The sequence below is a fragment of the Spirillospora sp. CA-128828 genome (assembly GCF_050945415.1).
Lineage (GTDB): Bacteria > Actinomycetota > Actinomycetes > Streptosporangiales > Streptosporangiaceae > Spirillospora.
Genome location: NZ_CP191986.1, coordinates 7,253,474 through 7,266,030, shown reverse-complemented (window position 1 = coordinate 7,266,030; position 12,557 = coordinate 7,253,474). Strand labels below are relative to the sequence as shown.

Below are 12,557 nucleotides of genomic sequence, written 5' to 3'. Positions count from 1 at the left end.
ACTCGTCGCGGGATTCGTGTTCAAATGAATTCGGCGAGGGAGATCACTTAGAATCCGAAAAGGGAGCGTCGAGATTGGGACGTGTAGCGCCTTGTTTCATCGCGCTGGTCGGAGTCATGGCGGCCGTCGTGCCGGCCGGGTATGCCTCGGCGGCCCACCGGCGTCCGGGAGCGGTACTGGTCAACGAGTCGTTCACCGGAGCCACCGCGGACTCACGCTTGATCGGGTACGGGGCCGCCTGCCTGACGGGCGCGCGGCGTGGAGGCCGGCTCGCGGAGGGCGCGAATCACCCGCTCGGCGGATGCCACCCGGATCCGGCCGGTCCCGTCCCCCCGGCCGGTGCGGCGCCGCACGGATATCTCCAGCTCACCGATGCCCATTTCGAGGAGACCGGCGCGGTGCTGTTCGACTCGCCGGTTTCGGCGAAGGGCGGGCTGGAGGTGACCTTCGAGCAGTGGCAGTACGGCAGCACCACGCGGACGCCGGCGGACGGGATCTCCTTCTTCCTGACCGATGGAGCCAGACGGCTCACCACGCCGGGCGCGTTCGGCGGAAGCCTCGGCTACGCCCAGAAGGTGCCGGACGGTGGATCCGGAGGCCAGTTCGTCCCGGGTGTCGACGGTGGATATCTCGGTATCGGGCTTGATGTCCTGGGCGACTACTTCGGTGATGGAGAAAAGCGCGGGAATGGCTGCCAGCGGCGATCCCCGGCCGGGACGAGGTTCCAGGCGCCTTCTCCGGGCCCCAACATCGTGACCGCCCGCGGTCCGGGAAACGGCGTCGAGGGATACTGCTATCTCGACGCTTCGACGAGCAACAAGGCGACCGTCGGCCCCTGGGCGTCCGCACTTCCCGGACGACTGCACGGCAATCTGAAAAAGATGCCCGCCCGCGTCACACCGACACGATCCGAAGCCCTGCTGGAACCGGTGAAACGGGCGGTCCGCATCGTGATCCCACCTGGTCCACGCCCGGTGGCGACGGTCGACATCGACTTCCGAGACGGCGATGGCTTCCAGCGAGTGCTGCGATTCCGTGCTCCCGAGCCCGTCCCGAGCACTTTCAAGTTCGGGTTCGCCGCCTCCACGGGACCGCTCACCGACGTGCACCTCATCCGAAAGGTCACCCTGCGCTCCGTGACTTGACCCGCCCGGGCGAACGGCTACCGGGCGGGGCGGGTCGGGTGCCCGGTACCAGAGGTAGTGGGATCAGCCGTCCACTGCTTCGACGGATTGGATGCGGGAGTAGTGAAAGTTCCTTTCCTCCTGGTGTCCCGTCTCTGCGCTGCGCATCTCGCAGATCGCTTTGAGCAGCTTCTTCTTGTTCATCTGCACCAGCTCGTAGGGAGGGCCGATGACCCGATCGGTCTCCACGCCGTTCTGGTCGACGTAGGTGATCCGGACACGGTCGTTCTCCGCGACGGCGTGAGCGAGCAGCCGGATCTCATCGGACTTGAGCTCGCGGGCCTCGCGGGTGATGACGCGTTGCGCTCGTTCCAGAGCCGAACGTCCGCGGGATCGGCGCGGAGGGCGGGGCGCGGCCGACCGGGTTCGAGCAGGGGACCGCGGCGGGACGTGCGGATCCTTGCGCAGCCGTTCGGCGAGTGCGTCGAAGTCGGGCGGCGGCTCGTCGGAGGCCAGAGGGGGAAGCGGCCCGGGAACGGGGTCTTCAGCCGCGGCGTACCCGGCGGCGCGCAGCGCCGCGAGCACGCTTTCGCGCGGGCTCGTGGCGATGAGGAGGCCGGGTGCGAGCAGTCGCACGCCGAGGTTCTGGAGTGCCGGATCCCGGACGGCCCGCGCGAGCAGTTCGGTGTCGGCACTGTGGAAGACACAGGTGGCCGGCACCTCCCGGAGCCGGGGCGACGGGACGTGGCCGCCCGCCGCCTCCGCGATCTTGCGCCGCAGCAGCCGCGGGAGAGGTGCAGCGCTGATCGCGGCGAGGCCCGCTTCCAGGTCGGCGGCGCTCATGCCCGACTCCAGGGCCCGCCGGAGGCTCTGGTCGCTGATCCTCCAGACCGGTCCGATCAGACTCTCGGCGACCGCGTCGAGGTCTTTCGCCAACTGCCTCGACGGTGTTCCCCGGACGGTCACCATGAGGTCCGAAGCGATCGTCGCGCGCTCGGTGAACGCCGGAAGCAGCGGGGACGCTCCTCGCGCCAGACCGGCATGGTCTCCGGCGGCGAGGAGCACGCCGAACGAAGAGAGCACCCCATGCACGACCAGCCCGAGCAGCACGACCTCTTGCAGCAGCGCGCTCTGCGGCGGGTGGTCGCAGGCAAGCGGCCGGTGCCAGTCGAGCGCCTTGGCGAGATCCTCGGGCGCCTGCACACCTTGCCCTTCAGGCACCCCCTCCAGGACTGTCACGAGTTCGTGCCGCACCTGGACGCAGCCGTCACAAACGGCCTTCGCGCTCAGGGGATACAACTGCTTGCCATCGCTCGAACGGGTACGCGTCGGCGCGGACGGCAGCCTCCACCACGCGAGCAGCAGCCGAGCGGCCTGTTCAGCCGGCGGCAGTAGCGTGAACGCATCACCCGCTGGCGACAAGCGAATGTCCGTCCCGTCGCTGACGAACAGCCCAGCGCGCTGAGCACAGGCCAACGCGGGCCGTGCGGACGCATCGCTGCAACGCGCGGCCCGCATCACCCGCTGAAGTGCTTTCGGCTGCACTCCGGCCACCTTGAAGGCCTGCAACGGCCGCCTCGCGCACTCGGCGAGCACCCCTGCCGTATGCCCGACGAATTCTCCGAGCTGCGCAGCAGCCGTGCGCTTCACCCGTTCCGGATCGACCAGGACGGTCGGCAGCCCGGGCGGAAACGGGTCCAACGGCGCCCTCTCCGCCGGTCCGCGCCGCCTGGGCCACCGTTCGCGAAGTGCTTCGGCAACGTGCAGTACCCCGCCCTGACCGGGCCACACGAGCGCATGCCGCTCCAACGTCGTCAACGCGTCGTCCACCACACCACCGGGCCCGCCCAGCAGCGCCGTGATCCTCGCCCTGGTCGCGTCCTGCCCGAGCGCCGCAGCCGTCTCCGCAACCTGAAGACAGGGCCGCGTCAACCGCTTGAGCGCCCACTCCACCGACTGCGGCTGCTGGAGCCGCTCGGCCAGATCGCCCCACCCGCCCGGCTCGCCCGTCCCGCAGACATCGGCCCGAACCGCCAGCACCTCAGCCAGCGCGCCCTGTTCGAGCGTGGCCAGCCAGTCCGGCAACGGCGTCCCCGTCATGCGCGTTCTCCCTCCGCGGGCCACCGGATTCGGTAAGCAAACGAGCACCACCCAAGCGCAACGCCCCACCCGCCGCCACAATCCGAGAAGACGGCCGGGCCGGGCGCGGCGGCCCGCGCCGCACGTGCCGTCGCCGGAGCCGCCGGGGCGACGGAGTTCACCGTCGGTATCCCGCCGGGTGTACCGCCCGGCCTGCCCGGACGGCTCCGTGCGGCGGCCCGGCGCGCGGGCGTGCGGCCGGTGTTCGAGGACGCCCCGACCGACCGGCAGCTGACCCGGCTCCACCGGCGTGCCCTGGACCTCGGCGTTCTCACCCTGCTGTCGCTACCGAGGGGCTGACCTGCGAAATCGTGCATGACGAGCCGCTCGGCGCGCTCCTGGCGGACGATCACCGGCGCCGTCCGCTACGAGATCATCGAGTTCGTGACGACCCGCTCGGCGATCCCGGGCATCCGTCCGCTAGCAGAGACGGAAGCACGTCCAGCATCGTGATGCGGGGAAGAGCGTGGTCGGCGATTCTCATCCACCTCCGCAGCGGCAGTCTGCGAAACGGCGCGGGAAGGGAACGCGGCGGGGTGAGGTACGGCGGGCTGTGGGGCGGCTTCGGGTGATGGTGTCGGCTACACGGCGTGCCTCGGCGGGGTGCAGGCGCAGGTTGCCGTTGAGGGACGGCCGATAGCCCACGAACCACAATCCCGGCGCGGCCGCGGCCGTCGGCAGGCCGTCGGTGTCCAGCACTCCCAGATGCCCGACCATGGCTTCCAGGCCGGGCCGGTAGCCCGTGGCGGCGAGCACGATGTCGGGTCGCAGGACGCGCCCGTCCCGCAGGACGACCCGGGTGCCGTCCAGCCGGTCGATCTCGGGAACGATGGTGAGCCGGCCGGCCTTGAGATGAGCCGCGAAACCGCGGTCGACGGCGGCGGTCACGCCGGAGGTCCGCAGCCGCTCATAGGGACCCTGTGCCGGGGCGGGGAGCCCGAAGGGCGCGAGGTCGCCGAGGGCCAGCCGGGAGATCCGGCGGGCGACCGCGTCCCGCCACTTCTCGGGCAGCCGGGCCAAGGACACGGCCACGGGCTGCAGCGGAACTCCCGCGACCTGGAGCGGCATGAGGGTCGGCGGGGTGCGCATCGACAGCCACAGCCCGGCCACTCCCGCGCGGACGAGCTGCTCGGCGAACTCGATCCCGGAATTGCCCGCGCCGACCAGCAGGACGCGCTGTCCTGCTAGACCGGCCACACTCCGACGCGACGAGGTGTGGGCGACCGGCACTGCGAAGTCGTCGAGTCCCGGCCAGCCGGGCGTCCACGGAAGGTGTTCATGCCCGGTGGCCACCACGATGTCGTCGCATCGGACGTCGCCGCCCGAGGTGGTGGCCACCCAGCGGTGGCCCGCGGAGGGGACGATGCGGGTGACCTCCGCCCCGAAGCGGACGTCGAGGCGGTGATGGGCGGCGAAGGCCTCGAGGTAGGCGACGTAGTCGTCCCGGCTCACCCAGCGTCCGAGCCTCGGTGAAGTCTGCGGTCGGCGCGCCAGGGCAGGACTGCCGCCCGGACGTCCGCAGAGGTAAGTTACAAGTGACTTACTAGTACCTTCCTGGGAGGTGGCCGTGGCCGTAGAGCGCGGCAAACGGCTGGCCGGCGCCGACCGCCGCGAGCAGGTGCTGAGGCTCGCCGCGGAGGAGTTCGCGCAGCATGGTCTGCACGGGGTGTCGGCCGAGGTGATCGCGCGTAAGGCGGGTATCACGCACGCCTACGTCTTCCGCCTGTTCGGCACCAAGAAGCAGCTCTTCCTTGAGGTGGTGGGCCGCGCGTTCGCCGAGATGGCGGACGGACTCGCCGCATCCGCCGGCACGGCCTCCGGCCTCGATGCTCTGGCGGCCATGGGCCGGCGGTACTACGACAGCCTGCGGAACCACACCCTGCTTCTGCTCCAGTTGCAGGCCTTCGCCGCATGCGGTGATGCCGAGGTGCGTGAGGCCGTGCGCGAGAACTTCGGCCGGCTGTGGCAGACCGTCAGCGACGCAACCGGCCTCGACGCAGTGCAGATCAAGACGTTCATGGCGTACGGGATGCTGCTCAACACCAACGCCGCCCTGGCCACCGCCGACATCGACGCCGACTGGGCAAGCCAGGCGACCACCCGCATCCACGCCGGTCTGTTCGCACACCTGACCGCCGAGGCGAACCTGTGACCGCGAACGGCGGCACGCCCGCGGCCGCCACCGGGCGTCTGCTGGTGCCCGCGCTGATGTTCATCGCGCTGGTCGTCGCCGTCGTCGGCAGCCTCGGCGCGCCGCTGATCACCCCGGTGGCGGACGAGTTCGAGGTCTCGCTGGCCGCCGCGCAGTGGACGCTCACCGCCCCGCTGCTGGTGGGTGCCATCGCCACCCCGGTGCTGGGCCGGCTGGGCGCCGGCCCGCGCCGCCGGCAGGTCGTCCTGGCCACCATGGGCGTCACGGTGGTGGGCAGCGTGCTGACGGTGGTGCCGCCGTCCTTCGGCTGGCTGCTGGCCGGACGGGTGGGCCAGGGGGCGGGACTGGGGCTGACGGCGCTCGTGATGGGCGTCGCCCGCGACCACCTGCCCGCCGGGCGCTCCGGCCAGGCGATCGCGCTGCTGTCGGTGGCCTCGACCATCGGCATCGGCATCGGCTACCCGCTGGCCGGGCTGCTGACCAGCGTGGCCGGGCTGCGGGCGGCGTACGGGCTCGGCCTGCTGATCACCACGGTCGCGCTGGCCGCCGCCTGGCGGTCGGTGCCCCACCCGCCGGCCGGCCGCTCCGCGGCGCTCGACGTGCGGGGCGCGGTGCTGCTGGGCGGTGGCCTGCTCGCCCTGCTCCTGGCGATCAGCCAGACCACCATGTGGACCCATCGCCCGGCGTTCGGCACCGCGCTCCTGGCCGCCGCGGCCGTGCTGATCGGCGCCTGGGTGCGCCGCGAACGCCGGTACGCCGTCCCGCTGGTGGATCTCGCCCTGCTGCGCACCCCCGCAGTGGCGGGGGCCAACGCGGTCATGCTGCTCGGCGGCGTCGGCATGTATCTGCTGCTGACACTGGTCACCCGTTATGTGCAGACGCCCGAGTCGGCCGGCTACGGGTTCGGCGTCGACGTCTTCGTCGCGGGCCTGGTGCTGGTCCCGTTCTCCGCACTGGGGTTCGCCGGCGGGAGGCTGGTGCGGCCGCTGCACAAGCGGCTCGCCCCGTCCGCGGTCCTGGCCGTGGGCGGTGCGGCGGTGCTGGCGGCGCTGGCCCTGTTCGCCCTGACCCGGAGCCAACTGTGGCAGGCGTTCACGGTCATGGGCGTGCTGGGTCTGGGCGTCGGCGTCTTCTCGGCGGCGATGCCGACCGCGATCCTCGCCGTCACCCCGGTGCAGGAGACCTCCAGTGCGATGAGCTTCAACCAGGTCGTCCGCAGCGTCGGCTTCTCCATCGGCAGCACCCTGGGCGGCCTGACCCTGGCCGCTCAGACCCCGGCCGGTTCGAGGTTCCCCACCGACGGCGGATACACCACGGCCTCCTGGCTCGGCGCCGCGATGATGGGCATCACAATCGTCGCCGCGCTCACGCTCCGGCGAGCGCCGGGCTCGGCAGCGGCTGAACCGCAGAGCAACGACAGCCCTGCCGCCAGCCGCTGAACGGGCGGCGGCCCCGGCTCACCGGTCCCTGCCCGCACCACGTGAGGGGTGGGCGACGTGGAATCCGGGCTCGGCGAATCCGCGTCGCCGGAACGCGTCCTCCACGGCGGCCTCGACGGATTTCCGGCCGGCCCGCTCGACCAGTGCGATCACCGACCCCCCGAAGCCGCCGCCGATCATCCGGGCGCCCAGCGCGCCGGCGGCGAGAGCGGCCTCGACGGTCACGTCGAGCTCGGGGACGGTGATCTCGTAGTCGTCGCGGAGCGAGGCGTGCGAGGCGGTCAGCAACGGACCGAGTTCCCGCACCCGTCCCCCGCGGAGCAGTTCGACGGCGTCGAGGACCCTTGCGTTCTCGCGCACGACGTGCCGGACTCGCCGTACGGCCACCGGATCGGTGAGGCGGGCGAGGGCGTCGTCGAGGTCGGCCACGTCGCGGAGGTCCTTCAACCCGAGGGACTCTGCCGCCTCGTGGCAGGTCCTGCGACGGGCGCCGTACTCGCCGTCGGCGTGCCGGTGCCGTGACCGGGTGTCGACGATGACGAGATCGAGCCCGCTGGACGCGAACTCGCAGGGCACCGGCTCGGCGGTCAGATGACGCGCGTCGACGAGGATCGCCCGGTCGGCCTCGCCGTAGAGGGAGGCCATCTGGTCCATGACCCCGGTGGGGGCGCCGACGTACTCGTTCTCTGCGTGCTGCACGATACGGACCAGCTGGTCGCGGCCCAGGTCGAGGTCGTGCAGGCCGTCCAGGGCCAGCGCGACGGCGCACTCGAGCGAGTGCGACGAGGACAGGCCCGCACCGTGTGGAACGGCGCTGTGGACACGAAGGTCGGCTCCGGACAGAGCGGCCCCCGATCGGCCCAGCGCCCACGCCACGCCGGCGACATGGGCGCCCCAGTCGGTGACCTCGCCGGGGCGGGTCGCGACGGGGAACTCCACCTCGCCGTACCCGTCGGACGCCACCGTGATGCGGCCGTCGGCGCGGAGCCGGGCGTGCACCACGGTGCGCTGGGCGAGGGCGAAGGGCAGGGCGTAGCCACCGCTGTAGTCGGTGTGCTCGCCGATGATGTTCACCCTTCCGGGCGCGGACCACGTTCCCGTGCGCACGGCTCAGACCTCGCGCAGGCGGCGGGCCACCTGCTCGGGGAGGGTGTCGGTGACGAAGGCGCCCATCCCCGACTCGGAGCCGGCGAGGTATTTCAGCTTGTCCGCGGAGCGCCGTATCGAGAAGAGCTGCAGGTGCAGGTAACCGAGGTCGTCAGGGTCGTCGACCGGCCCCTGGTGCCACGCCGAGATGTAGGGCAACGGCCGGTCGTACAGCCGGTCGAGGCGCGCGAGCAGATCCAGGTAGATCGCCACCAGCGTGTCGCGTTCCGCGTCGTCGAGGTCGGGGATGGACTTCACCCTGCGGCGGGGGTAGAGGTGGACCTCCAGCGGCCAGCGTGCCGCCGCCGGCACGAACGCCGACCAGTGCTCGTTCTCGGCGACGATACGGATGCCGGACCGGCGTTCGGCGTCGAGCACGTCGGTGTGCAGGTCTCCGCCGGTACGCCGGCGATGGTGCGCGGCCGCCTGGAACATGCGCGACGTCCGCGGCGTCGTGAACGGGTACGCGTAGATCTGGCCGTGCGGATGGGACAGGGTCACGCCGATCTCCTCTCCGCGGCTCTCGAAGCAGAAGACCTGCTCGACGCCCTTGACGCCGGACAGCGCCAGGGTGCGGTCCGCCCACGCGTCGACCACCAGCCGTGCGTGGCCGGGCGGGAGGTCGGCGAACCTCCGGGAGTGATCACTGGAGAAGCAGACCACCTCGCAGCGCCCCACGGCCGGGCGGACCTCGGCCGGCGGGTGGCCGCCGCCGGCGTCGTCCAGCGCCGCGCTGGTCGAGAGGCTCGGGAAGCGGTTCTCGAAGACCACGACGTCGTAGTCGTCCGCGGGGATCTCGGTCCGGTGCCCGTTCACCGAAGGGCACAACGGACACTCGTCGGCCGGAGGGAGGAAGGTGCGGTCCTGCCGGTGCGACGCGATCATGACCCACTCCTCCAGCAACGGGTCCCAGCGCATCTGCGCGGTCGTGCTGACCGGCGGCAGCGACCGCGGGTCGGTCCTTCTCCGCCGTGCGCCGGCACCGAGGTCGAAGTAGATCAGCTCCCGTCCGTCGGCGAGCGTCGTGGCGGTCTTGTGCGGCGTCATGCTTCCTCGGGACGGGTGGTGGCGACCGTGCGGAATCCGGCGTTCCCCATGGACGAGTCCGGTGTGTTCGAGGAGCGGGCGGCGTTGCGGTAGCGGTTGCAGTAGGAGTCGTGGCAGAGGTAGGAGCCGCCACGGAGCACCCTTGTCGTGCCTCGGCCAGGGCCCTGCGGGTTGTCGCTCGGCGAGGTCCGGTAGTAGGACGGGTCGAACCAGTCGGCGCACCACTCCCAGACGTTCCCGACCGTCTGCCAGAGCCCGTAGTGGTTGGGCGTGAAGGAGCGGACGGGCGCGGAGGTCACCCAGCCGTCCTCGGCGCTGTTGTGCGCCGGGAAGTCGCCCTGCCAGATGTTGGTGCGCCACACGCCGTCCGGCTTCAGTTCGTCTCCCCAAGGGAATCGAGCACCGGTGAGGCCGCCCCGGGAGGCGAACTCCCACTCGGCCTCGGTGGGCAGCCGCCGCTCGCTCCACGTGCAGTAGGCGACCGCGTCGTCCCAGCTCACGTGGACCACCGGATGGTCGTCCAGCCCTTCCAGGTCGCTGAACCGTCCGCCCGGGTTCCGCCAGGACGCGCCGCGCACGCCGAGCCACCAGGGTGCGCCGGCGGCCGGCCCCATCACGTCCGAGGGGTGAGCCGCGAGCGCCATGTGGAACACGGCGGAGAAACCGTGCGACTCCGCGTCGGTGACGTAGCCGGTGGCATCGACGAAGGCGGCGAAAGCGCCGTTCGTCACCGCGGTGGCGTCGATGGTGAACGGATCGACGTGGACCTCGTGCACCGGGACCTCACCGTCGGCCGGGTCGCCGTCGCCGAGGCGGTCGCCCATGAGGAACCGGCCGCCCGGAACGGAGCACTGCTCGGCGGGCGAGGTCGCGGTGCCCCGCCCCGGATCGATCGGCCGGGGCCCGCGCTGGCCGTCGTGCTGGAGGGTGGGTGAGCAGCACGGCTCCTGGCGGGCCCGCCTGGGATCCGCCCCGAGTGGTGCCGAGGCAGCGGCCATGGTGCCCTCGGTCATTGGTCGAGCTTCTGATAGGTGGCTTCGTCCAGACCGCTCAGCGTGGGGTCGTACGCCACCTCGCCGACGTCGTACATGGACGTCATCCAGTGATAGAAGTTGTCGCCTCGCTCACACAGCACGGTGTAGAGGCGGCGCATCATGTACGTGCGGATGTCCTGCATTTCAGGGTGCTCGTAGCGGTTGAGCAGCTCGTCCGGGTCCGTCTCCAGGTCGTAGAGCTCGTTGATCGAGTCGGGGTTCACCACCAGCTTGTACCGGTCCGTGCGGAGCATCCGCTGGGGATAGGGGAAGTGGTGGCCGTGGAACTCGCACACGATGTCGTCGTCCCATTCGGCCTCCTCACCGCCGAGCAGGGGCAGCAGACTGCGCGAGTCGACCGCCGTCTTGGGATCGAGGCCGGCGAGTTCGAGGATCGTCGCGGTGCAGTCGAGCAGGCTCACGAACTCGTCCCGGATCACACCGCCGGGCCGGCCGGGCACGCGAAGCAGCCCCGGCGTGCGGTAGATGTCCTCGTACATCGCCGGGCCCTTGTCGTGCAGCCGGTGCGCACCGGTGAACTCGCCGTGGTCGCAGGTGAAGAAGACCGCGGTGTCGTCGACGAGCCCGAGCCGCTCCATGGCGTCCACGACCCGGCCGATCTGCCGGTCGATGAGCGCGACGTATCCCCAGTAGACGGCGATCAGCTTGCGCGTGGTCTCGATCGGCATGGTGTCGAACGTCCAGTGGGCGCTGTAGTTCTTCTGTACCGGAGGCTTGCCTTGGAAGGTCTCCGCGACCGACCGCGGCAGTTCGATGTCGGCCGGGTCGAAGAGGTCGAAGTACTCGTCCGGCAGGATGTACGGCAGGTGGGGTCCGAAGAAGTGCAGGGCCAGGAAGAACGGCTTCTCCCGGTTCCGCACGTCGGCGGCGTACCGTTCGAGCGTCTCGATCGCCCGGGTCGCGAGGTAGTGCTCGAACGTCGCCTCCACGGGCTGGTGCAGCCGGGCGGCGAGCAGGTTGCCGGGGCCGCCGTTGGGCAGCGTGCCGCGGATCCGGTCGGAGATCTCGTACGCGGGCAGGTCGTGTTCGGCGAGATAGGCCAGGTAATCGGGGTTGTCGACGGGGTTGTGCCAGCCGGGCAGATCCGGCCCGTCGAAGCCGAAGTCGCGGGCGGTCTTCTCGGTGCCGACGTGCCACTTTCCGATGAGGCCGCAGTTGTAGCCCTTCTCTCGGAGCGCCTGCGAGAACGTGAACTGTCCCTCGGCGAGGTCCTCGATGTAGCCGACGTTGCGCTCGTGGTTGGCGAGCAGCTTGTGCCGGAACGGCGCCTGCCCGGTGAGCAGGCTGGCACGCGCCGGTGTGCAGATCGCCGTCGGCGTGTACCACCGCTCGAAGCGGGTGCCGCTTCTCGCCAGCTCATCGAGGACGGGCGTCGCCGCCAGCCGGTTGCCGTACGCACCGAGGGTGTCCGCCCGGTGCTGGTCCGTCATGAAGAAAAGGATGTTCTTCGGATTCGTCACTTGGTGCCCGCCGTGAACAGGTCGCCGGTGTAGTAGGTCTTCGGGGCGACGGGCGACTTGAGCTTGCCCGCCTCGACGAAATAGCCGTTCATCCCCGTGAGCCATTTGTCGATGGTGCCGTCCTTGGTCATCGTGTCGAGTTCGTCGACGGAGAGGACCTTGACGTTGGCGGCGTCGGCCTTCACCTGTTCGACCGGCACGTTGAGCATCTCGGCGGTGAGCTCGATCGACTTGTCCATGTGGGCGGTGCGGTACTCCATCGCCTCGCGGAGCGCCGCGATCGTCTTCGCGGTCTTGTCCTTCTCGCCGGAGACGAACTTGTTGCCCGCGACGAACGCGGTCGGGAAGGCCATCTGCGACTCGAAGTCGGAGTTCTTGGCCAGCTCGGTCAGGCCGGGGACCCGCTTCTTGATCGTCGCGATGGCCGGGTACCAGAATCCCGCGGCCTCGATCTTCTTGGAGGAGAAGGCCGACACGATGGTCGACGCGTCCATGTTGACGACCTTGATGTCCTTCTTCGTGAGGCCGGCCTTCTTGAGGGCGAGGGTGAGGATCATGTCGCCCGAGGTTCCCTCGGGAACCCCCACGGTCTTGCCTCTGAGCTGCGCCAGTGAGGCGGTGCCGCGCTGCGCGATGACCCGGTCGGCGTTGCCGAGCGTGTTGATCGCGATGATCTTCGACTGGCCGGAGGCCGGAAGCCAGAACGCGCCGGGGCCGATGTACCCGACGTCGAGATCGCCCGTGCCGAGCGCCTGGATCTGCAGCGGACCGTTGGTGAACACCTTGGCGTTGACCTTGAGACCGTGCTTCTCCCAGATCTTCTGGTCCTCGGCGATGGCGAGCAGGCTGGTGCCGTTGTAGTCGGCGATGTAACCGAAGTCGACCTTCTGCTCGTCTCCACCGCCGCCAGAGCCGGTGCCGCAGGCGGAGAGCATCATCACGGCGGCCAAGCCGAAGGAGGTCGCGGCTGAGAGCGTGCGTGGCAGTGACATGTC

11 protein-coding genes are annotated in these 12,557 nt (G+C 70.6%); 4 read left to right on the top strand and 7 right to left on the bottom strand.

Annotated elements, in window-relative coordinates; genetic code table 11:
* Window positions 1-116: 116 nt before the first annotated feature.
* A complete protein-coding gene (locus ACQPXG_RS34940) occupies window positions 117-1,145 on the top strand; it encodes a lectin-like domain-containing protein (protein ID WP_433463407.1) in 1,029 nt (342 codons plus the stop codon).
* 63 nt (window positions 1,146-1,208) lie between these two features.
* Here ACQPXG_RS34940 and ACQPXG_RS34935 read toward each other — a convergent pair whose 3' ends face one another.
* The gene (locus ACQPXG_RS34935; protein WP_433463406.1) at window positions 1,209-3,509 is read right to left on the bottom strand and encodes a helicase-associated domain-containing protein; all 2,301 of its coding nucleotides are present in this window, start codon (window positions 3,507-3,509) and stop codon (window positions 1,209-1,211) included.
* A gap of 69 nt (window positions 3,510-3,578) precedes the next feature.
* Here ACQPXG_RS34935 and ACQPXG_RS34930 point away from each other — a divergent pair, with 69 nt between their 5' ends.
* Window positions 3,579-3,716, top strand: coding sequence for a hypothetical protein (locus ACQPXG_RS34930; protein WP_433463405.1), 138 nt, complete (start codon window positions 3,579-3,581; stop codon window positions 3,714-3,716).
* Between the two features lie 27 nt (window positions 3,717-3,743).
* Here the strand turns inward: ACQPXG_RS34930 and ACQPXG_RS34925 are convergent, their stop codons facing one another.
* On the bottom strand, window positions 3,744-4,850 hold the full coding sequence (locus ACQPXG_RS34925; protein WP_433463404.1) for a flavin-containing monooxygenase: 1,107 nt from the start codon (window positions 4,848-4,850) through the stop codon (window positions 3,744-3,746).
* On the opposite strand from ACQPXG_RS34925, the gene ACQPXG_RS34920 reads away from it, so the two are divergent.
* Both ACQPXG_RS34920 and ACQPXG_RS34915 read left to right on the top strand, forming a co-directional pair.
* On the top strand, window positions 4,831-5,415 hold the full coding sequence (locus ACQPXG_RS34920) for a TetR/AcrR family transcriptional regulator (protein ID WP_433463403.1): 585 nt from the start codon (window positions 4,831-4,833) through the stop codon (window positions 5,413-5,415). The two genes, ACQPXG_RS34925 and ACQPXG_RS34920, sit on opposite strands and share 20 nt — an antisense overlap.
* Window positions 5,412-6,854: an MFS transporter gene (locus ACQPXG_RS34915; protein WP_433463402.1), complete on the top strand. Its 1,443-nt coding sequence runs from the start codon at window positions 5,412-5,414 to the stop codon at window positions 6,852-6,854. The genes ACQPXG_RS34920 and ACQPXG_RS34915 overlap by 4 nt, the downstream gene beginning before the upstream one ends.
* Window positions 6,855-6,872: 18 nt before the next feature.
* Here the strand turns inward: ACQPXG_RS34915 and galK are convergent, their stop codons facing one another.
* From galK to ACQPXG_RS34890, 5 genes are read right to left on the bottom strand one after another with little or no spacing between them, the layout of a single operon-like run.
* A complete protein-coding gene (gene galK / locus ACQPXG_RS34910) occupies window positions 6,873-7,961 on the bottom strand; it encodes a galactokinase (RefSeq protein WP_433463401.1) in 1,089 nt (362 codons plus the stop codon).
* Window positions 7,962-7,964: 3 nt separating this feature from the next.
* Window positions 7,965-9,047 carry a galactose-1-phosphate uridylyltransferase gene (gene galT / locus ACQPXG_RS34905; protein WP_433463400.1) on the bottom strand — a complete coding sequence of 361 codons (1,083 nt, stop codon included), beginning with the start codon at window positions 9,045-9,047 and terminating at the stop codon, window positions 7,965-7,967.
* Window positions 9,044-10,060, bottom strand: a complete 1,017-nt coding sequence (locus ACQPXG_RS34900; RefSeq protein WP_433463399.1) for a formylglycine-generating enzyme family protein — start codon at window positions 10,058-10,060, stop codon at window positions 9,044-9,046. Before ACQPXG_RS34900 ends, galT begins: the two co-directional genes overlap by 4 nt.
* Complete coding sequence (locus tag ACQPXG_RS34895; protein WP_433463398.1) at window positions 10,057-11,562, bottom strand: sulfatase-like hydrolase/transferase; 1,506 nt, start codon at window positions 11,560-11,562, stop codon at window positions 10,057-10,059. The genes ACQPXG_RS34900 and ACQPXG_RS34895 overlap by 4 nt, the downstream gene beginning before the upstream one ends.
* Entirely contained in the window at window positions 11,559-12,554 is a 996-nt protein-coding gene (locus tag ACQPXG_RS34890) for an aliphatic sulfonate ABC transporter substrate-binding protein (RefSeq protein ID WP_433463397.1), read from the bottom strand. Before ACQPXG_RS34890 ends, ACQPXG_RS34895 begins: the two co-directional genes overlap by 4 nt.
* Between the last annotated feature and the right edge of the window lie 3 nt (window positions 12,555-12,557).